This window comes from uncultured Chryseobacterium sp., from assembly GCF_913776365.1.
Lineage (GTDB): Bacteria > Bacteroidota > Bacteroidia > Flavobacteriales > Weeksellaceae > Chryseobacterium.
Genome location: NZ_CAJYMO010000283.1, coordinates 1 through 24,154, shown reverse-complemented (window position 1 = coordinate 24,154; position 24,154 = coordinate 1). Strand labels below are relative to the sequence as shown.

The following is a 24,154-nucleotide window of genomic DNA, read 5'->3' as shown; positions in this document are numbered from 1 at the left end:
ATTTTTATAGTTATGAATATGCCGTATATTGATTTCATATCTTACCGGGGCAGGGCATTTTTTTTAGGAACATTACTGCTAACTACCGTTTTCAAAGCGCAGATTATTGTAAATGTTACTCTGCCCTGGCATGCCAACGATATTCTGTCAAGGGACTTTTACAGGGATATTGTGTCAAAACACAGGAAATTAGGTCAGCATACTTCAGCAAAAACAGGTGTTATAGCAAGGACAAAGGAAGTTTATACAGAATCCAATAGGGAACTTACCCGTATATCACCTCGGTTGATTTCAGAAAAAGATGATATCCTGAAATTTGTGTACAGGACGAGTTATGAATACATCCGTGATACATATCCTGTTCTGCCTTCATCGCCTTTTGTACAGGGTAAAGCTTCAAATATCCTGGTGAGAGGAAGATTTTTTAGCATATTTAATACGGAGGGAGAAAATATCGGTAATTATTTCGAGAATTCCAACTATATGCCCGAAGGGGAAAGGCTGCGCCTGATACAGCAGGCATTAGAAAAAGTAATACGCGTAACACTTGAAGATGAAACATATTAGGATGATATTCGCATTCACGGTTTTTTTCAGCCTTAGCCTTGTACATGCGCAGACATGGTCTTTTGACATTAATGACTACGCGGTCGCAGGAACTAAAACCTCAGGTATAGGGGCACTGGGTGCAGAAATCTATTTGAAGGATCAGCAGAATAAATTATGGGAAGAACTCATAGAACTGGAAAAGGAAATTGATGACAGAAAAAGCGTTGTCAATCTGAATAGCCTCGCACTCGTATCAACTTCCCTGATGATGATTGAATATACTCAAAAAGATATAAAAGCGGTAAGACAAATTATTGATATCATCAAATACAATCCTTTGTTTCTCAAACATTCACTGGTCAAAAAATCTGAAAGCCTGACGATTGAAGAACGGTATCTGGGCGAAGCACAGTCTGATTACTATAGATATGTGGCGTCAGGGCTTCTTTCCGGCGGTCCGGGACAGGTTTATCTGGTGTTCTCAAAGCTGTTGATCAGGATTCTGAAGATCAGAGCCACCGTTTTGTCTTTGAAAAAAGAGATAAAATCACTTTCAGTAATCAACAGAGTCTTGATTAAGTAATATATCACAATTGTGTACTTAAAAATGTACGGACGATTAAAACTGCAAACTGAATGACAATACATGAAATTTTAAACCAGTACAGATCAATTCTTAATACCAGATTTGATCTATTCATTAATGAGTCGAAACCCTATATCCTTCTCATAACCGTTACTTTTACTTTTATTTTCATTGGATATAAAGTAATGAAGTCCATGGCTGATCCTGATGAAAAAATTGGCCGGGATACCCTTCTAAGGCCTGTTCTTACTCTAATGGCTGTTACATTATATATTCCTCTTGTAAAATTATTCTTATTTGATACGGTAAATATCTTAACGGACATCATTAAACAGGGGGCTTACAGAGTAACGGGGCGAAGCCCTGCCGCTTTTGATCAGGCCTTCCAAAGAGCAATAACCCATGTACAGGGAACAGGCGCAGATGGAAATGGAGTTTATGATATTCTGCAGATCAATCCTTTTCTTGAACTTTTTCATATTATTATTTATTTTATTGCTTCTGTTGTCGACGGATACATGCTTTTGAGGCAATTGCTTATGATCTTTATTTATTATGTTCTGGGAATTTTCGTTTTACCGTTTTCGCTTGTTATCTCTAACGAACGGGTTCTGAAATCATGGTTTTTCGGCTTCCTGTCTGTGCTTCTCTGGGAACCTATACTAACGATTATGAAAGTTATCATCATCCTTTTACCTGTTGAAAGTACAGAGTTTACCAATGTTCTTCTTTCCGTTGCTTTTCAGATTATAATGATACTTATGATATTAAAGGTTCCGCAATTTGCCAATCTTCTGGTCGATCCGGAATCCGGTAACAGGTTTGGTAACAGAACCGGTTCTGTTCTGAAAGGAGTACCCGGAAAAATTATGGGTAAACTGAAAGCAAAGTAAAACAGTGCATATATCTGTTTCAAGATACCATAATACTGCCGGATGTAAGCCCATATCTGTTCATCATATTTTTACAAATAAATAAAGTGAGAGCTGTGTATGGCCTTTAATACAGGACTTATATTTTCTCTTAGATGGTATCGATGGACCAATAGCAAGGCTGCCGGAATACATGCCGGTAAATGGAGCCTTTAGCAATAATCATTTTAGAATAACACAAACAAACATATCGTATGGAGTTTAAAACCCCGAAATGCCTGGAAAAGGTACCTATGGTATTTGGGTATCCTGTGATTACCGCAATGATAGTTATAGTATGCCTGATGTTTTTCCTGTTCACTGTATTTAAGTTGGTACTATTATCAATGGTATTTTTAATCATTCCTTTATTCTACCTGTACCTGATTAAAAAATACCCGAGAAGAGGTGAATGTAAGGAATTTTTCCTTGATTTTAAGATGGGAATACAATGCATCAGATTTAATGAAAAATTGGAAAACCTGATTGTAAATTCAGAAAACCCTACGGAATTCCGAAAAGAAACCAGTCTAACCAATAAATCAGATGAGAAAACCTAGAATATCCTGACAGTAGTAAATGGACGGATTTATATTTAAATGGTAAAGAAAAGACAGGTATAAGGTAGAATCATAATGATAATATACATTGAGGGTTGGTATATCTTAGGATATATTTTACTGATTTGCCTCTTGCGGGTCTGTATGTATTTCCTGGAATATTCTGTCATTCTCCTGAATGTTTTTCCGGAACATGATGTTGCCTCCGCCTGTCCCCCGAGCTTCCGGTAGCATACAGGTAAGAATTGCATAATAAGATTTTCCCTGGCTGTATCAGTATATTTCATAATCAGAACATTAGATAACCTGAAAAATTTAAGGCAGTTCTCATCGTAGTCCTGCCTTTTTTTGCATGGGATTGCTGTAACACTTCTGAATGGTTATGATAAGGGCTCTTAAGACGAAGAATTTATAATAACCGTTTTTCCCATCCATCATGCCTGATTAGAATAATTTCCGGTTCTATGGCATCAGCGGGGAAGAAAATGGTGTAAAAGAAAAATAATAGTGATATCAACGTTTGCATCAGCAAGGATTTGTAGTAAAAATTATACACTAATGTCTTAATAATGAGACTGAAGTTGAAAAATAACAGTTTTTCAAAACAGTATTTTTGTAACAGCAATAAATGAGCGAAATATTTGATCACACCCTCTTCAGACTTGCTTTTTGGAAAATATATCAGTATGGAATGCAAAAGGTTCCTACCGGATAAAAGCATATCATTCGAAGCTGTCTTACCAAAATTATTATTCAGATCTATTTACAGGTAGAATTCGGTACGTTAAATCACAGGATAATAAGAAAAAGAAGGGGCAGCATGGGATCGAATATCAGGGGTCATTAAAGATAAAACTCCTTTTACATCAGGCATTAAATTATGAGAAAAAAATATTCTGTTGCATCCGCTGTCCTCCTTTTAGCCGTTATGTACTCCCAGGTGGGAATTTGTAACAATGATGTATGTGGTGCTTTTAGAGGTGCATGCATCAATCCTGAGAAAGGCTTCCTAAAGAGAATTATTTTCATAAATACGTTACGTATCCATGCCATCCAGGCTGTTCTTCTTGCCTGTACTTTTTTTAAAAAACAGCTGCTCTGCAGATCATCGGATGCCTGCAGGGCTTATTATATGCTTATAAACAGCTGTATTTCCTGCAGCAACAGACCGCCGCCGGAGGCCTGTACATATCCATAACCTTTCAGAATATAATAATTATACATACAAATAATGAATTTATCTATACACAAACTACATCCTGCTGAATGCAGAAATTCAGTAATCGGCAAGACCCTGCTGATGCTGATCTGCCTGACAGGAATTTATGCCAGCGGACAATCTCCGGGAGGTGTTGCGGGAGCCAGCCTTTGGCTCCGTGCAGATCAGGGCGTAGGAAATACGGCTTACATCAACGTCCCCGGCAGCAGCCGTACGGCCAGTACTTCATTTGCCGGTCTGCCTCCTTCTTCCTCGGTACTTACTTCAGGTTCCTCCTGGTCTGCATCATCAGCGGTGGCCGGAGATTACCTTACCCTGGATACGGGGTCGGTACAGAGCCTGCGGGGCGTTGTGACCAAAGGGCGGGGTGATGCTGCCCAATGGGTCACTTCATATACGGTGAGCTATTCTACGGATAACATCACCTATACTACAGTCAATACCTCAGGTACTCCGATTAATTTCAGGGGAAATTTTGATCAGAATACGGAAATCGTCAATCAGTTTCCGGCTGCCGTCACAGCACGGTACATGCGCATTACGGTAACGGCTTTCAACAGCCATCCTTCCATGCGGGCAGATGTATTACAAAGCATCGGAAATGTAACGGCAGACAACACTTCTTTGTCCGTGTGGCAGGACCAGAGCGGAAACAACAACAGTACGTTCCAGTCTAATGCTTCTGCCAGCAGCGCATCCCGGCCTGTCTTTAAAGACAATGCTGCAGACAATATCAACTTCAACCCGATTGTTAATTTTGCCAATACCCAGCAGCTGATCGACGGCAGCGGAGTGGTACCTGTAGCAAGTAATGCAGGAGCTGCTGCCTTTGTACTAAGTTCTACTACAAATGTCACTAACAGCACGGTTTTTTCAGAACCTCTGGGAGTGGGCAATTCTTTCAATATCTATCTGCCATGGGCAGCCGATGGGCTTGCGTATTGGGACGGAGCTAACACAAGTAGGATAAGCGCTCCCTGGGGAGGGGTTACAGGCCAGCCTTATCTTTGGACCGGATGGAACAACAGTGGGCTGACCCCAAAAACCTCCTTACGAAGAAACGGTCTTCAGATCACTTCCGGCGGGACGCAGAACGCCTATACCGGAAACAACAGTCCGATGTATATCGGCGGCGCCTATGTGGGAAAGATCGGAGACCTTATTATTTATAACCGCAACCTTTCCACAGATGAAAGGAACCGGGTAGAGTCTTATGTGGCCCTGAAGTACGGTCTTACCCTTGATCAGACTGCTTTTCAGAATTATCTGAACTCTTCCTCAGCCATGATCTGGGATGCAGCCACCAATTCTCCATATAATAATAACATCGCAGGAATCGGAAGGGATGATGCTTCAGGATTGCTACAGAAGCAATCCAGGTCCATTAATCCGGGGATCCAGCCTGTAATCGGAAATATAACGGTTGCGGCAAGTAATACATTGAACAGCAACAGTTTTTCCTCTAATATGAGCTCCTTGGTCTGGGGTTCTGATACCGGATCTGCTTTTTTTACCACTTCTTTTGCCTTTGGATCTTCCAACAGCAGAATGAACAGGGTATGGAAAGTACAGGAAACAGGAAGTGTAGGCACGGTAAAAGTAGCATTGGCTGCAAGCCAGCTGCCGGCCGGATTTTCTCAGCCTGCCTTAGTAGTAAGCAGCGACCCGACTTTTGACGGCAGCGATACAAGAATTACCATGGTCCTGGAAACTATCGGCGGGACAGATTATTATACGGCAACAGTGGATTTTGCTACGGGCCAGTATTTTACATTTGCAGGATTCGCCACGGCACCGGGAGGAGTACTTACGAATCTGAATCTCTGGCTGAAGGGTGATGAAGGGGTAAGCAGCATCACCAGTGATGCAGGGCTTTGGAAAGACTATTCAGGTTTGGGCCTTAATGCTTCGGCAGCTACAGTAGCCAATCAGAACCCCTCGTATAATACCTCGTCGAATCTGATCAACTTCAACCCGAATCTTGGTTTTTCGGGAAGCTTACTGAATGTATCGTTAAATATAAACCCGTCTGTTATCGGCGATATGTCTGTATTCAGTATTTCGAATACGGCTTCTGGAGGTCTTTATGGAAATGATACCAATAACTGGTCCCGATTTATATATAATGATTTTGTCAGCAATGGCGATGGTCCTACGAGCCTGACTAATCCACTGACCAATATCACCCATTTGCGTCAGCTGGACTATAATAACATCAATGCCGGTGCCGTAACGTCACGGCTGTTATCAAACGGTTATCTGAACCAGACGTTTTCAGAAAACAACACCCAGGGCGGTAAATCTGATTTCTGGATCGGCTGGGATGGTGATGATGGTTATCTTAACGGAAGGATCGGAGAAATGGTTGTCTACAGCAATGTAGGGAATGCTGCCGATAATAATAAGGTAAGCAGCTATCTTGCTGTAAAATACGGAATCACTTTAGGAAATACTGCTAACCCGGTAAATTATACAGCCTCTAACGGTACTGTTATGTGGAATTCTTCTGCTAATTCTGTGTATCAGAATAACATCGCCGGGATTTCCAGGGACGATGCCTCGGCACTGAACCAGAAACAGTCCCAAAGTGTGAATGCAGGTCTGCAGCCGGTGATCGGGAATGGGAATATTACCGACACCAATGCCAACAACAGCAATAACTTATCTGCTGACCGGTCCTCACTGATCTGGGGCTCGGATACCGGAAGTACTTTCTTCACTACTCCTTTCGTATTCGGTACTTCCACATACAGAATGGACAGGATCTGGAAAGTACAGGAAACGGGAACCGTAGGAACCGTGAAAGTAGCAGTGCCGGTAAACCAGATTTCCGGAGTCAAAAACCTGAGCCTGGTGGTAAGCGATGACACTTCATTCGACGGCTCCGATACCAGGGTAGCCATGATTGAGGAAAACCTGGGCGGCATCCGGTATTATACAGCTACCGTGGATTTTACGACAGGACAGTTCTATACCTTCTCGGGAACGGTAACCGGTCCGGGAGGAGTAGCCGGAGCCGGAGTATGGCTTCGTGCCGATGCGGGAAGCCTTTCAGGAACTACCAATTTCAACGTTCCGGCAGGAAGCAGGACAGGAAGCACAAACTATAATGCAACCTATACGGCAGCCAATTCTACCCTGGCCTCGTCCTATGCGTGGTTGCCTTCCACAGCGGTTACAGGCGATTACCTGACCCTGGATCTGGGTTCTTCACAGACCGTAAACGGGGTAGTGACCAAAGGAAGGGGAGACGCCGGACAGTGGGTTACCAGCTATACGCTGAGCTATTCTACCGACGGTACAAACTATACCGATATGGGACGGAATTATAAAGGAAATACGGATAACAACTCCGAGGTTTCCAATATCTTTACCTCTCCGGTTACGGCAAGGTATATCCGCTTTACAGTAACAGGCTTCAACGGGCATCCGTCATTACGGGCAGATGTTATACAAAACGTAACACCGGCAACGGATACCAATGCAGTGGCTAACTGGACCGACCAGAGCGGAAGCGGCAACCATGCCATGCAGGCCGTTGCTTCAGGCCGTCCGACTTATCGTAATAACACCACGGATAACCTGAACTTCAACCCGGTGATGAATTTCAACGGTTCCCAGAATATGTGGGATCCGGATGGGATCCTGGGAACAGGCACCTATACCGATGCTTCAGCATTCTTTACCGGGGCAAACACAACACTTACCAACCACAGTATATTCCAGGAAGCATTAGGAATAGGAAACTTTTTACAGATTCATACGCCATGGACCGATGGGACGGCTTACTGGGATGGAGCCACAAACAGCCGTATCCAGGCAGCCTGGGGGGGAACGCTGGGAATACCTTATTTATGGACCGGCTGGAATAACAGCTCGCTGACACCGAAGACTTCGCTCAGGAGAAACGGGTTGCAGATTATCTCAGGAACCGTTATGAATGCCTATACCGGAAACAACAGCCCTATGTATTTCGGAGCTTATGTCGGACAAGGAAACTATAATGGCCGTATGGGGGATATTATCGTATTCAGCAGGGCTGTTTCAGCAGCGGAAAGAAACCGTGTAGAATCCTATATGGCGATCAAATATGGATTAACCCTGGATCAGACCACCGCACAGAATTATACCAATTCTGCCTCCGGAATCGTCTGGGATACTTCTTTGAATGCCGGCTATAACACCAATATTGCCGGAATTATGAGAGACGATGCCTCTATGCTGAACCAGAAGCAGTCGAAAAGCTCAAATCCTGGCATACAGCCGGTGATTGCCCATGGTAATATTGCAGCTTCGAATACTGATAATTCAAATGGCTTTACTGCGGATCTTTCATCACTTCTGTGGGGAGCGGATACAGGAAGCACAGATTTTATAACGCCTTTTGCATTTGGAACATCCAATTATAGAATGTCCAGAATATGGAAGGTGCAGAAAACCGGAACTGTAGGCAATGTAAAAATTGCGCTTCCGGTAAGCCAGATGGCTGCTGCCAGTAAACCTGTACTGATAGTTAGTACGGACAATGTATTTGACGGGAATGATACAAGCGTTGCCATGACCCAGGAAACATTGGGCGGAGTGGCATATTATACCGCTAACGCAAATCTGAATTCCGGAGAATTCTTTACTTTTGCCAGCTATATCGCAGCGCCGGGAGGGGTTATCTCAGGACTTGACCTTTGGGTGAAAGGAGATAAAGGCTTTTCAGCCGGACAATGGCAGGACCTTTCAAGGGGTGGCAGGACTTATCTTCAGGCTAATGCTGCAAGCCAGCCTTCCACAGGAATCATGAATTTTAATACGGTAGCAAGGTTTGACGGAAATGACCTGATGGATATCTCTTCATCTTTATCCACGTTACTGAATGGTAATATCAATAACAGCCATACCCAGATTGTGGCATTTAACAGTAGTACAGCTGCAAACAACGGGATATCCGACATCTATAGTTCCTGCGGAGGAAACGGTGATCTGATCTGGAATAATTTCGGAAATCTATGGATGGATGTAGGCTGTGGAAACAGCCAGCCGAACTACGGAGGTTCCGTAGCTGTCAATCCGAATTTCAGCTATCTGAATGCTTACACCTATGCCAATCCTTCAGGCCAGATGCTGACCTACAGGGATAATGTACAGACCGGTACCGGTACCAATGCTTCCGTACCGGGAGGATTCAGCCTGGCCCGTTTGGGATATGGAGAAATGGGAGGATATTTCAACGGGAATATCGGAGAATACATTATGTACAATAAGGTAATTTCCACCACGGACAGACAACGTATTGATTCTTATCTGGCTATACGGTATGGGATTACTCTGGGAAATACAGCAACACCATTCAGCTACCTTGGCGCCGACGGAACCACTACTTACTGGACCGGTGATACCACTTACCAGAACAATATTGCAGGAATCGGTCGGGATGATGCCACGGCGCTGAGCCAGAAACAGTCAGTTTCCCAGAATGCAGGATTGCAGCCAGTTATCGGAAATGGGAATATTACAGTAAACAATGCAGCCAACAGCAATGATTTTACTTCGGATAAGAGTTACCTGGTTTGGGGTTCCGATACCGGAAATACATTCTTTGCAACCCCATTCGTATTCGGTACTTCCACGTACAGAATGGACAGGATCTGGAAAGTTCAGGAAACGGGAACTGTGGGAACTGTGAAAGTAGCAGTGCCGGTAAATCAGATTACAGCGGTTACCGATCCTCAGCTGGTGGTAAGCAATGATGCCGTTTTTGACGGTAGCGACAACAGGATTGCCATGAGCCAGGAAGATCTGGGCGGTGTAAGGTATTATACAGCCACTGTTGACCTTGCCAATGGTCAGTTCTTTACTTTCTCAGGAAAAGGGGTAGGACCCGGAGGAGTAGCCGGAGCCGGAGTATGGCTGCGCGCTGACGCGGGAAGCCTTTCAGGAACAACAAATTTCAACGTTCCGGCAGGAAGCAGGACGGCGAGTACAACCAATTCAGATACCTCATTGGTACCTGCCAACTCCACTTTAACTTCAGGTTCATCATGGACCCCGGCATCGCAGATAACAGGCGACTACCTGACCCTTGATTTAGGATCTTCACAGACGGTGAACGGAGTGGTAACAAAAGGCCGTGCCAACGCAGCCCAATGGGTGACCGGTTATACGGTAAGCTATTCCACAGACGGGACAAACTATACCGATATGGGAAGGACGTATAAGGCAAACTTCGATCAGAATTCAGAGGTTTCCAATATCTTTACTTCACCGGTTACAGCACGTTATATCCGTTTCACGGTAACAGGCTTCAACTCATGGCCTTCGATGCGGGCAGATGTTATACAAAGTGTAACACCGGCAGCGGATACCAATGCGGTTGCCAACTGGACCGACCAGAGCGGCAGCAGCAATCATACCATGCAGGCCGCCGCTTCAGGCCGTCCTACTTATCGTAATAACATTACGGATAACCTGAACTTCAACCCGGTGATGAACTTCAACGGTTCTCAGAACATGTCTGATATGGATGGAATTCTAGGCGGCAATACCTACACCGATGCTTCAGCATTCGTTGTAAATGCAGCAACTTCATTAACAAATAGTTCTGTCTTCTTTGAATCGTTGGGCACCGGAAGTCAGTTAAATATGCATGCTCCGTGGGGTGACAGTAATTTTTACTGGGATGGTGCGCTTAGCAGCCGTATCCAGGCTGCCTGGGGCGGAACGCTTAACGTTCCGTATCTGTGGACCGGATGGAACAACAGCTCCCTGACACCGAAGACTTCCCTCAGGAGAAATGGATTGCAGATTGCTTCAGGAAGTACGTTGGTAGCTTATACCGGTAATAATAGTGCTATGACTATTGCATCCGGTTATAATGGCCGCATCGGGGATATTATTGTCTTCAACAGGGCACTTTCTGCCAATGAAAGGAACCGGGTGGATTCTTATAACGCCATTAAGTACGGACTTACCTTAGACCAGACTACGGCGCAGAATTATACCAACTCTGCTTCCGGAGTGATCTGGGATGCCTCGGCAAATGCCGCATACAGCAACAATATTGCCGGGATCATGAGGGATGACGCTTCCACACTCAGCCAGAAGCAGGCAAAAAGTTCCAGCACGGGCTTCCAGCCGGTGATCGGGAATATCGGTATCTCAGCCACCAATGCTGCCAATACCAATGCCTTCACGGCAGACCTTTCGTCACTTGTCTGGGGATCGGATACCGGGAACACCAATTTTGCCACTCCGTTTGCCTTCGGAAACTCTTCCCAGCGAATGACCAGGATCTGGAAAGTACAGAAAACAGGTACAGTTGGAAATGTAAAAGTGGCTATTCAGCTGGATCAGCTTGCGGGTAATGTTTCCAGGCCTTATCTGGTCGTGAGCAACGACGCCACTTTTGACGGCAGCGATACCAGAACGGAAATGACCCTTGAGACCATTGCAGGAGTCCAATACTATACGGCCACGGCCAGCTTCAGCTCCGGCCAGTTTTATACTTTCTCCGCACTGGCCACAGCGCCGGGAGGAGTCAATGCAGGACTGGTTTCATGGAACAAGCAGAATACATACAATACAGGTACGATCTGGAAAAATGCATTGAATACAAACGATGCTACCGGTACAGGGACAATTTCTTACAATACAGAAAACGACCTTGTCAACTTCAATGGTTCTTATAGTTTTAACGGATCCGGAATCTTTACACTTCCTGCTGCATTGGATGTAAGCAATACATATTCCGTGTTTGGAGTTTCGAAGCTTAAAACAGCAGGATTGAATGGGCGTGTATTCGGATCTGCAACGGGTAATATCTTATTAGGATATCATAATAACAAGATGAATACCGTATATTATGAGGGAGATCCTAACAGCTTGACCATAGGAACCAACTCGGTTATGACTTCTACTACGGATGTAAGACAGTATACCTACATCAGAAATGGCGGACCGTTCGCATTCTACGGAAACAGTTTCAGCATCCTTTCGGGAACTACTTCAAATACAACGGCCTTCAGGGGAACAATCGGAGGCAGTAATGGTGAAAATTCTTATGTGGTTTCTCCGGAGTATATTACCTATAATACAGCGCTGAGTGCTGCAGACCAGAATAAAGTAGAATCTTATCTGGCGCTTAAATACGGGTATACTAAATCCGGAAATTATATCAGTTCCTCAGGAACCGCTTTCTGGACGGCAATTGCAGGCTATAACAGCAATGTGGCCGGAATTGGAAGAGATGATATTTCAGGACTGGAGCAGAAAGTTTCAAAATCAGTTAATAATGGAGCAATCCTGACATTATCAACGGATATGGATTTCAGTTCTCCAAATGCCATATCAGGTAGGACACCTGTTAACAATGATAGGAATTATCTGATGGTAGGAGACGATAATGCTTCTGCAGAAACAAGAATAACCACAGATTTGATGTCCGGCTTCAATACAAGGCTTGCCCGTGAGTGGAGAGTACAAAATACAGGATTTTCACAATCTGCAAATCTCCAGTTCATCCGTCTGGACCTGGTCAATCTATCTTGGCATATGGTGTGGGATGCAGATGGTGATTTCACTTCCGGAGCAGTGGATTTAGGAGCATTGAATTCCAACGGCCAGATTGGCTTAACCAATCTGAATACAGGATACTTTGCATTAATGGCAAACGGTAATGACTCTGATGGCGACGGGATACTGAATATCGATGACCTTGATGATGATAATGACGGAATACTAGATTCGGTAGAATGCCCTTCTGCCACAAGCTTGGGCAACTGGCAGCTTAATACAAATGCTTATATTAATAATGATGAGATCGTTATTACCAATGACACAAATAATCAGGCTGGCCAGATTTGGTATAAACAAAAAATTAATGTTACCAATAACTTTAATTACCGCTTTGATATTTACATGGGGAATCATGATGGTGCAGACGGTGTTGCGTTTGCATTGCAGACCAATGGAATTACTACTGCAGGAAGTCTGGGGGGAGGCCTTGGCATACAAGGGGTAAACCCGGCGATGGTAGTAGAATTTGATACGTACCCGAATGATGCTAGTGTAAATGATTTGGACGGATACAATCATATTGCTATCGAGAAAGGAAATGGAGCGACATTCATTCCTTGGATAAACAATAATGTATCCTACGTTAGAAAGAATCTTGAAGACGGAGCCTGGCATCCTGTAGAAATCAACTATGTAGCTTCTACTAAAATGCTCGAAATCTATCTGGACAATTCCATGATCTTCCAGACAAAAACGGATATTGCCAATGATTTCTTAAACGGAGCAACAGAAGCATATATGGGTTTCACCGGTTCTACGGGTGGAGCAACCAATCTTCAGAAAATACGAAACAAGGCATTTTTCAATGCATCGTCAGGAGAATGCGATACCGACGGCGACGGCATACCGAACCGTCTGGATCTGGACTCTGATAACGATGGCTGTGTAGATGCCCTGGAAGGAGATGAGAACGTAATAAAGTCACAGCTGGTCACTGCAGCGGGTACGGTAAATTCAGGTACGGGATCTTCTGCGCCAAACAGCAATATCTGTGCTTCAGGATCATGCGTTGATTCGCAAGGGGTTCCAATACTGGTAAATACAGGTGGAACAGCCGATATCGGCAATGATCAGGGACAAGGCATTGGCAGCTCGCAGAATAATGCCGTTAAGGATGCTGAGTGCGGCCCGTATGCACCGTCTGATGATTCTGACGGAGATGGAATCATCAACAGCGTGGATCTGGATGATGACAACGACGGAATCCTGGATACCCTGGAATGTCCGACGCAATTCTACTGGACAGGTCCTGTATCTTTCTCGCCGGATAATAAGGTAGCCAAAGGAAGTATTAACGGAGTAGGATATACTTTTACGTCTGATCAGCCGATGTCTTCAACCACAGGCGTATTCCAGCATTCTGTTTTCCCTGCGTCATACGGCGTGCCGAATAACAATCCTACGATCCGGAATGATCAGATTTCCAATAACGTGATGACCTTCGATCAATCGTTAGTAGATCCTGTACTGGTGTTTGCCTCATTAGGGGGCGGACCTACTGTACCTGTAATTTTTGACAGGCCGGTAGAAGTGGTATGGTCTACCTGTACAGGATCGCCATGTTCTTTTGTGCAAAATTCTCCAACACAGATTACAGGGAAAGAAGCATACGTTATTGTGAAAGTTCCTGGCGTTCATAATTCGATTTCTTTTAAATACACTGTAGCCGAAAGTTATGTGAATTTCGTGTTCGGAGCCAGTCAGCTGCAATTATGCGATACCGATGGCGACGGTATACCGAACCAATATGATCTGGATTCCGACAACGATGGTTGTCCGGATGCTGTGGAAGGAGATGAAAATGTGAGCCCGAACCAGCTGGTAACTGCCGCAGGTGCGGTAATTTCAGGACCAGGATCCACTGCTCCGAACAAAAACATCTGCGCTTCCGCTTCATGCATCGATTCACAGGGTGTTCCAGTGCTGGTTAACGCTGGTGGAGCGGCCGATATCGGTAATGACCAGGGGCAGGGCATTGGTACATCCCAGAATGCGGCCTCCCAGCCTGCCAACTGTATCAGCCTCAGCTGTTACAAGCCAGCCGCTACTTCCGGGACAACCCTGAATACCGATTTCGGAATCTCAGCGCTTGGAAGAGCCGGGATCAATTCAGACAACTGGCCGATGGTAAGGAAAGGAGCCTGGACGGCACTCGAAGCTAAAACGAAAGGCTTCGTCGTAAACCGGGTGGCTTTCGATTCGTCAGGGAACCCTGTAGGCATTCCGCCTGCCAATTTTATTGAAGGAATGATGGTATACGATACCACCAATAACTGTCTGAAAGTGTATACCACTACAGATAACGGAACAACCTTCGGATGGAGCTGCATGACCACGCAAACCTGTCCGGACTAATGGGGGATTACTTTTTAATTTCTGATGCATGGGGCAGTAATGCCCTGTGTATCGGAATTAATTAATAATAAAAAATTTACATAATGAAAAAAATAATCATAACAGCATTGCTTTTTCTTTCCGGGATAGCTTTTTCTCAGGTGGCCATCGGAAAATCAGCAGTCAGCAATTCATCGGTATCGCTGGAATTTGCTACGGGCAACAGAGGGATGATCCTGCCCTGGGTAACGGCGGCATCCTCAGTTTCGGGCGCAGTAGATGGTACCCTGGTCTATGATATTACCGATAAAAAAGTAAAATACCGCAAATCGGGATCCTGGATTGACATGAGTGTGGATCTTACCGGAATCGTAAGCACACTGCTGCAGGATACCAAAACGGAACTGGCGTCGGCAAGGGTAGCAATCGGCAGCAGTCCGGCAACCGACCCCACGCCAGGAATTCTGGTCCTTACGGATACCAACAAAGCAATGGTACTTCCAAAGATGGCAAGCCCACATCTGAACATCATCAATCCTTCCGCTGGGATGATGGCCTATGATACGGCGGCCCATCAGTTGGCTGTATTCAACGGCACGGTATGGTCGTTCTGGAAACCGTAAAAATACAGTAGTCTGGCCATAAGCAGGTAAAGCCTGTTTATTAATGATGACAAGTACAGAACAGCTCCTGATGCTCTGTAAAAACAAGCGGAGGAGGCTGAAGTAAGGAATTAACCCATTCCGGATCTCCAGCCTTCTTTTTTATGATTGCATTTGAAAGTGAGCACCATATAATATGGATATCCTGATAAAAAAGATATAATTATTTGCCTGAAAAATAAAATTTTCCTATCTTTGCTGTCTCTTTTGGCGCGAATAATTGTACATATATCTATAAAATACTGAATATCACCTCTTTCATGATTGTGAAAGGGCTTTCGTGTTTTATAAATACATGACGGTTACCGTTTCAAAAGTGATAAAAATATTTTGCATTACGCTGTGAAAAGATATACCAGTGTTGCAGTTAGAAAGAACTAAGCATAAAGTTAAAAGAAACAGGTCTTTCGTGAGCGCCAAAACACTTTTTCCTTTTTCAGAATACTTTGTTCCTGATCTTTCTGATATTTTTTAATGAATCAAAATATTTTTTAACCCTTCTTACAAGTTTTATGAGTAAAACAACAGCAACAACTAAGGGGACGCCGAGGATCAATTTCTCGTCAGCAAAAGGAAAAATCATTACTCCTGACTTCCTGGATATCCAGATTGAGTCTTTCAAAGAGTTTTTCCAGCTGGATACGCTTCCTGAAGACAGAACCGATGAAGGTCTTTACAAGACTTTTCAGGAAAACTTCCCGATTACGGATTCAAGAAACCAGTTTGTGCTGGAATTCCTGGATTATCTGGTAGATTCTCCGCGTTACTCTATCGATGAGTGTGTGGAAAGAGGATTGACGTATTCCGTGCCTCTTAAAGCAAGACTTAAACTGTACTGTACTGATCCTGAGCATGAAGACTTCCAGACGGTCGTTCAGGATGTATATTTAGGCCCGGTTCCTTATATGACGCCTAGCGGATCTTTCATCATCAATGGTGCTGAAAGGGTAATCGTTACGCAGCTGCACCGTTCACCTGGTGTATTCTTCGGGCAGACTTACCACGCCAACGGAACCAAGCTATATTATTCAAGAATCATTCCTTTTAAAGGATCTTGAATGGAATTTACCACCGATATCAACAGCGTGATGTACGCGTATATCGACCGTAAGAAAAAATTACCGTTAACCACTTTATTAAGAGCCATCGGTTATGAATCCGATAAGGATATCCTTCAGATCTTCGACCTTGCTGAGGAAGTGAAAGTTTCCAAAGCCGCCCTTAAAAAAGTAGAAGGAAGGACATTGGCTGCAAGGGTGCTGAACACCTGGTTCGAGGATTTCGTGGATGAAGATACAGGAGAGGTGGTTTCTATCGAAAGAAACGAAATCATCCTGGACAGGGAAACCATTCTTGAAAAAGAACATCTTGATCTTATTCTTGATGCCGGTGTGAAATCAATCCTGATCCATAAGGAAAACAGCAATGAATTCTCCATTATTCAGAATACATTACAAAAAGATCCAACCAACTCTGAAAAAGAAGCGGTGGAATACATCTACCGTCAGTTAAGAAATGCAGATCCGCCTGATGAGGAAACGGCAAGAGGAATTATTGAGAAATTATTCTTCTCCGAACAAAGATATTCATTAGGGGAAGTAGGACGTTACAGGCTGAATAAGAAATTAAGTCTGAACATCCCTACAACGACTGAGGTTCTTACCAAAGAAGACATCATTGCCATCGTAAGACACCTGATCGAGCTGGTAAATTCAAAAACCGATGTGGATGATATTGACCACTTGTCCAACAGGAGAATCAAAACCGTAGGCGAGCAGCTGGCAGGACAGTTCGGGGTAGGTCTTTCAAGAATTGCCAGAACCATCAAGGAAAGGATGAACGTTAGGGATAACGAAATCTTTACCCCGCTGGATCTTGTGAATGCAAAAACATTAACTTCTGTAATCAACTCATTCTTCGGAACCAACCAGCTTTCCCAGTTCATGGACCAGACGAACCCGCTGTCGGAAATTACGCACAAGCGTAGACTTTCCGCATTAGGGCCAGGCGGTTTATCAAGGGAGAGAGCAGGTTTCGAGGTACGTGACGTTCACCATACCCACTACGGAAGAATCTGTCCGATTGAAACGCCGGAAGGACCGAACATCGGTCTGATCTCCTCTTTAGGGATCTATGCGAAAATCAACAGGTTAGGTTTCATTGAAACGCCGTACAGAAAAGTAGAAGACAGCAAGATCGATCTTAATTCAGATCCTATCTACCTGAATGCAGAGGATGAAGAATCCAAAGTAATTGCACAGGCCAACGTTGAGCTGAGCGACAGCGGTGAGTTCGAAACCGACAGGATCATTGCAAGACTGGATGGTGACTATCCGGTAGTGGAACCAAGCCAGGTAGACCTTATCGATGTGGCACCGAACCAGATTTCCGGTATTTCCGCTTCATTGATTCCGTTCCTGGAACATGATGATGCGAACCGGGCCCTGATGGGATCCAACATGATGCGTCAGGCCGTTCCTTTGTTGAAGCCGCAGGCTCCGATCGTAGGTACAGGGCTTGAACAGCAGGTGGCAAGGGATTCAAGGATCCTCATCAATGCTGAAGGTACCGGTACCGTACAGTATGTGGATGCCGACAGGATTGTGATCAAATACGAAAGAAGTGAAGACGAAGATCTGGTACAGTTCGAGTCTGCTACAAAAACCTATAACCTGACCAAGTTCAGAAAAACCAACCAGAGCACAACCATTACCCTGAGACCGAACGTAAGAGTGGGAGATGTGGTAGAAAAAGGACAGGTGCTTTGCGACGGATATGCTACTGAAAAAGGAGAACTGGCATTGGGTAGAAACCTGGTGGTTGCGTTCATGCCTTGGAAAGGGTATAACTTTGAGGATGCGATCGTAATCAACGAAAAGGTAGTCCGTGAAGACTGGTTTACTTCCATTCACGTAGACGAATATTCCCTTGAGGTTCGTGATACCAAATTAGGTATGGAAGAACTGACAGCCGATATTCCGAACGTTTCTGAAGAAGCAACCAAAGACCTTGATGAAAACGGGATGATCAGAATCGGGGCTGAAGTGAAGCCTGGTGATATCATGATCGGTAAGATCACTCCGAAAGGGGAATCTGACCCGACTCCGGAAGAAAAGCTACTGAGAGCGATCTTCGGTGACAAAGCCGGTGATGTGAAGGATGCTTCCCTGAAAGCCGACTCTTCTTTAAGAGGGGTGGTGATCAATAAAAAGCTCTTCTCCAGAAACATCAAGGATAAAAAGAAAAGAACGGAAGAAAAACTGAAGCTTGAAGAGATTGAAAATACGTACAAAGCGAAGTTTGACGACCTGAGAAATACATTAATTGAAAAGCTGAATACCCTGGTAAGCGGTAAAACTTCACAAGGCGTGAAAAACGACCTTGACGAAGAAATTATCGGTAAAGGAGTGAAGTTCACGCATAAGTTACTGACTTCAGTAGAAGACTATGTAAACGTGAGCGGTTCGGACTGGACGGTTGATAATGACAAAAATGAACTGATCAAACAGCTGATCCACAACTACAAGATCAAGTACAATGATATCCAGGGAGTGAAAAACCGTGAGAAATTTGCAATTTCCATCGGGGATGAGCTTCCGGCAGGAATCATGAAGCTGGCTAAAGTTTACATTGCGAAGAAACGTAAACTGAATGTTGGGGATAAGATGGCGGGACGTCACGGTAACAAAGGGATCGTTTCAAGAATAGTTCGTGAAGAAGATATGCCGTTCCTGGAAGACGGAACACCGGTAGACATCGTGTTGAACCCGCTTGGGGTACCTTCCCGTATGAACATCGGTCAGATTTACGAAACCGTTCTCGGATGGGCAGGTCAGAAGCTGGGACTGAAGTTCGCTACACCGATCTTCGACGGGGCCACCCTTGATCAGATTACGGAATATACCGATAAGGCAGGTCTTCCTAAATTCGGACATACCCACCTGTATGACGGTGGTACCGGAGAAAGGTTTACCCAGGCAGCAACCGTGGGAATTATCTATATGCTGAAACTGGGACACATGGTAGATGACAAGATGCACGCACGTTCCATCGGTCCTTACTCACTGATTACACAGCAGCCGTTAGGTGGTAAAGCACAGTTCGGAGGCCAGAGATTCGGGGAAATGGAGGTTTGGGCTCTTGAAGCATTCGGAGCATCCAACATCCTGAGAGAGATTCTTACCGTGAAGTCGGATGACGTTATCGGTAGAGCAAAAACGTATGAAGCGATTGCAAAAGGAGAATCGATGCCTGAACCAGGAATTCCGGAATCATTCAATGTATTGCTGCATGAGCTGCAAGGTCTTGGATTAGACGTAAGACTAGAGGAATAATTTTAAATTTTAAATTATCAATACCGGGTGGCAACACCCGGAAATTAATCTAAAATCTAAAATCTAAAATTTAAAATCTAACAAATGTCAAATAAAAATAAATCAAGTAGATTTAATAAAATAACGATCGGTTTAGCTTCACCGGAATCCATTCTTCAGGAATCGAGAGGAGAGGTATTGAAGCCGGAAACCATCAACTACAGAACGCATAAGCCTGAAAGAGACGGTTTGTTCTGTGAAAAAATCTTCGGTCCTGTAAAAGATTACGAATGTGCCTGCGGAAAGTACAAGAGAATCCGGTATAAAGGGATCGTTTGTGACCGTTGTGGTGTAGAGGTTACCGAGAAAAAGGTAAGAAGAGAGAGAATCGGGCATATCAACCTGGTTGTCCCTATCGCACACATCTGGTATTTCCGTTCTTTACCGAATAAAATCGGTTACCTGCTGGGAATCCCTTCCAAGAAACTGGATATGATTATTTACTACGAAAGATACGTAGTGGTACAGCAGGGTATCGCCAAAAAACTGGACGGTTCCGATTTTGAAAACATGGAGTTCCTTACAGAAGAGGAATACCTGGACATTATGGAAACCCTTCCGGTAGAGAACCAGTATCTTGATGATTCCGATCCGAATAAATTCATCGCCAAAATGGGGGCTGAAGCGGTTGAGGAATTATTGAAAAGAATCGATCTTGATGCCTTGTCTTTCGATCTGAGACACAAAGCCCACAACGAAGGTTCTAAACAGAGAAGAACAGAAGCGCTTAAGAGACTGAACGTTGTAGAAGCATTGAGAGGTGCCAACACAAGAATGATCAATAAGCCTGAGTGGATGATTATGCGTGTACTTCCCGTTATCCCGCCGGAATTGAGACCATTGGTTCCGTTGGATGGTGGACGTTTCGCAACTTCCGATCTTAATGACCTTTACAGAAGGGTGATCATCAGAAACAACCGTCTGAAAAGACTATTGGAGATTAAAGCTCCGGAAGTGATCCTGAGAAACGAGAAGCGTATGCTTCAGGAATCGGTAGATTCGTTATTCGATAACACCAGAAAATCGTCTGCAGTAAAATCTGAATCCAACAGACCATTGAAATCCCTGTCTGATTCATTGAAAGGGAAGCAGGGTCGTTTCCGTCAGAACCTGTTAGGAAAAAGGGTAGATTACTCTGCGCGTTCGGTAATTGTTGTAGGTCCTAACTTACAGCTTCACGAGTGCGGTATCCCTAAAGATATGGCAGCGGAATTGTACAAGCCGTTCATCATCAGAAAACTGATTGAAAGAGGAATTGTAAAAACCGTAAAATCAGCCAAAAGAATTATCGACAGGAAAGAACCTGTGGTATACGATATCCTTGAAAACGTGATGAAAGGCCACCCGGTTCTTCTGAACAGGGCACCTACGCTTCACAGACTGGGGATCCAGGCATTCCAGCCTAAAATGATCGAAGGGAAAGCGATCCAGCTTCACCCGTTGGTAACAACGGCCTTCAACGCGGATTTCGATGGTGACCAGATGGCGGTACACTTACCGCTGGGTCCTGAAGCAATCCTTGAAGCGCAGTTGCTGATGTTGGGCTCCCAGAACATTCTGAACCCGGCAAACGGTTCTCCGATCACGGTACCTTCTCAGGACATGGTTCTGGGTCTGTATTTCATGACCAAAGAACTGAGCTCTACGGATGAAATGAAAGTGAAAGGGGAAGGCCTTGCCTTCTATTCTCCTGAAGAAGCGGAAATCGCTTATGCGGAAGGAAGGGTATCCTTAAATGCTAAAGTAAGATGCAGACTTCCGGTTAAAGAAAACGGAGAAATCGTAACCAGGCTCATCGAAACTTCAGTAGGTAGAATCCTGTTTAACCAGATTGTACCGAAACAGTCAGGGTACATCAATGAACTTCTTACCAAGAAATCACTGAGAAACGTTATCGGTAAAATTCTCGCGGATACGGATTTCCCGACTACCGTGAAGTTCCTGGATGCGATGAAGGATTTGGGATATTCCAATGCATTCAAAGGAGGTCTTTCTTTCTCATTAGGAGATATCGTAGTTCCTGTAGAGAAAAAGAAAATGATTGCCCAGTCTATTGAAACCGTAGACGAGATCAGAGCCAACTATAACATGGGTCTTATCACCGATACGGAACGTTACAACCAGGTAATCGACGTATGGACCAACACCAACGCCGGACTTACGGAAATGATCATGAGCAGGATGAAAACCGACCAGGGTGGTTTCAACTCCGTATACATGATGCTGGATTCCGGTGCAAGGGGTTCCAAGGAGCAGATCCGTCAGTTATCAGGGATGAGGGGATTGATGGCCAAGCCGCAGAAAGCCGGTTCTACCGGTGCGGAGATCATCGAAAACCCGATCCTTGCCAACTTTAAGGAAGGTCTTTCCATCCTTGAATACTTTATCTCTACCCACGGTGCCCGTAAAGGTCTTGCGGATACCGCTCTTAAGACGGCCGATGCCGGTTACTTAACGAGAAGACTGGTAGACGTTGCACAGGACGTTATCGTTACCGAGGATGACTGTGGAACACTAAGAGGTACAGAAGTTACTGCGCTTAAGAAGAATGACGAGATCGTTGAAAGAATCTCCGAAAGAATCTTAGGTAGGGTATCATTACATAATATTTACGATCCTGAAAGCGATGAGCTGATCATCAATGCAGACGAAGTAATCAACGAAGCATTAGCCAGAAGAATTGAAGAAGCAGGACTGGAAGCGGTTGAAGTACGTTCACCGTTAACCTGTGAGGCGAAAAAAGGGATCTGTGCTAAATGCTACGGTAGAAACCTGGCCACCGGTAAAACCATCCACATGGGTGAAGCCGTGGGGGTTATTGCAGCACAGTCCATCGGGGAACCGGGAACCCAGCTTACGCTGAGAACCTTCCACCAGGGGGGTACTGCAGGAAACGTTTCCGAAAACCCGTCCATTGTAGCCAGAAGAGACGGTATCGTGGAAATGGACGAAGTAAGAACCATTACTTCCGAAGATGAAAACGGCAACACGGCTGAGGTTGTGGTTTCCCGTTCAACGGAATTCAGATTGGTTGCCGACAACGAGTCCAGGACTCCGTTAATGGTTGCCAACGTTCCTTATGGTTCCATACTATCCGTAAAACCGGGTGATAAGGTGAAGAAAGGAGACGTAATCTGCAGATGGGATCCGTATAACGCGGTTATCATTGCCGAAACTTCCGGTAAGGTAGAATACGAGGACATCATCCAGGGTATTTCCTTCCAGCTGGAAATCGATGAACAGACCGGATTCGAAGAGAAAGTAATCTCTGAATCCAGAAACAAGAAAGCCGTACCTACCCTGAAAGTGGTAGATTCCAAAGGGGTTGAGCAGAAAGCATACAACTTACCGGTAGGAGCCCACTTGATGGTAAATGATGGTGAAAAAATCAAGGCCGGTAAAGTCTTGATCAAGATCCCTAGAAAATCTGCCAAAGCAGGGGATATCACCGGAGGTCTTCCGAGAGTTACCGAATTATTCGAAGCGAGAAACCCATCCAACCCAGCGGTGGTTACCGAAATTGACGGGGTGGTTTCTTACGGAAAAATCAAAAGAGGTAACCGGGAACTTATCGTTGAGGCTAAGACCGGTGAAAGAAAAATTTATTTAGTTAAATTATCCAATCAGATCTTAGTACAGGAGAATGACTTCGTGAGAGCAGGTTCGCCTCTTTCCGACGGGTCCATCACTCCGGACGATATCTTAAGAATCAAAGGCCCAACGGCGGTTCAGGAATATCTGGTAAATGAAATTCAGGAAGTATACCGTCTTCAGGGGGTAAAAATTGATGATAAGCACTTTGAAATCATTGTAAGACAGATGATGACGAAAGTATCTATTGTTGACGGTGGGGATACCCAGTTCCTTGAAGGAGCCCTTGAGCATAAGTATGACTTCCTTGAAGAAAACAACAGGGTATTCGGACTGAAGGTAGTGGTTGAGGCAGGAGATTCCAAAGTCTTCAAACCGGGACAGATGATCACGGCAAGAGAACTGAGGGACGAAAACTCCAAGCTGAAACGTGAAGACCAGGCATTGGTAGAAGTAAGAGAAGCACTGCCTGCAACCGCCACACCAGTGCTGCAGGGAATTACCAGAGCGGCACTTCAGACCAAGTCCTTCATGTCTGCGGCATCATTCCAGGAAACGACTAAAGTACTGAATGAAGCTGCTGTAGCAGGGAAAGTAGATGATCTGAACGGTCTTAAGGAAAATGTAATCGTGGGGCACAGAATCCCTGCAGGTACAGGTCTTAAGGAATACCAGAGTGTGATCGTAGGTTCTAAAAAAGAATTCGAAGATCTTAACTAAAATTAATGATTCGGAAATTTGAGGTTTGGATTTATTTTTATATTTTCACAACCTCAAAATTTCGAATAAAAAAATATTTATAAC

General features: G+C 44.5%; 6 protein-coding genes and 1 pseudogene. All 7 read left to right on the top strand.

Annotated features, from left to right (window positions below):
* Positions 1-18: 18 nt before the first annotated feature.
* On the top strand, positions 19-567 hold the full coding sequence (locus QZ735_RS14840; protein ID WP_294249874.1) for a hypothetical protein: 549 nt from the start codon (positions 19-21) through the stop codon (positions 565-567).
* Between the two features lies 1 nt (position 568).
* Entirely contained in the window at positions 569-1,132 is a 564-nt protein-coding gene (locus QZ735_RS14835) for a hypothetical protein (RefSeq protein WP_294249871.1), read from the top strand.
* Between the two features lie 197 nt (positions 1,133-1,329).
* Positions 1,330-2,028: a hypothetical protein gene (locus tag QZ735_RS14830; RefSeq protein WP_294249869.1), complete on the top strand. Its 699-nt coding sequence runs from the start codon at positions 1,330-1,332 to the stop codon at positions 2,026-2,028.
* Positions 2,029-3,837: 1,809 nt separating this feature from the next.
* On the top strand, positions 3,838-14,745 hold the full coding sequence (locus QZ735_RS14825) for a discoidin domain-containing protein (protein WP_294249867.1): 10,908 nt from the start codon (positions 3,838-3,840) through the stop codon (positions 14,743-14,745).
* An 83-nt stretch (positions 14,746-14,828) separates the two neighbouring features.
* Positions 14,829-15,347, top strand: coding sequence for a hypothetical protein (locus QZ735_RS14820; protein WP_294249866.1), 519 nt, complete (start codon positions 14,829-14,831; stop codon positions 15,345-15,347).
* Between the two features lie 551 nt (positions 15,348-15,898).
* Positions 15,899-19,720 (top strand): annotated as a pseudogene (gene rpoB, locus QZ735_RS14815) (DNA-directed RNA polymerase subunit beta).
* 84 nt (positions 19,721-19,804) lie between these two features.
* Positions 19,805-24,070 (top strand): DNA-directed RNA polymerase subunit beta', encoded by a 4,266-nt coding sequence (gene rpoC, locus QZ735_RS14810; protein ID WP_294249864.1) that lies wholly within the window; start codon positions 19,805-19,807, stop codon positions 24,068-24,070.
* Positions 24,071-24,154: the final 84 nt, after the last annotated feature.

Bases quoted from the DNA above. Each gene is read 5' to 3' on its own strand.
- QZ735_RS14840 (WP_294249874.1), top strand. From the start codon at position 19: ATGCCGTATATTGATTTCATATCTTACCGGGGCAGGGCATTTTTTTTA.
- QZ735_RS14835 (WP_294249871.1), top strand. From the start codon at position 569: ATGATATTCGCATTCACGGTTTTTTTCAGCCTTAGCCTTGTACATGCG.
- QZ735_RS14830 (WP_294249869.1), top strand. From the start codon at position 1,330: ATGGCTGATCCTGATGAAAAAATTGGCCGGGATACCCTTCTAAGGCCT.
- QZ735_RS14825 (WP_294249867.1), top strand. From the start codon at position 3,838: ATGAATTTATCTATACACAAACTACATCCTGCTGAATGCAGAAATTCA.
- QZ735_RS14820 (WP_294249866.1), top strand. From the start codon at position 14,829: ATGAAAAAAATAATCATAACAGCATTGCTTTTTCTTTCCGGGATAGCT.
- rpoC (WP_294249864.1), top strand. From the start codon at position 19,805: ATGTCAAATAAAAATAAATCAAGTAGATTTAATAAAATAACGATCGGT.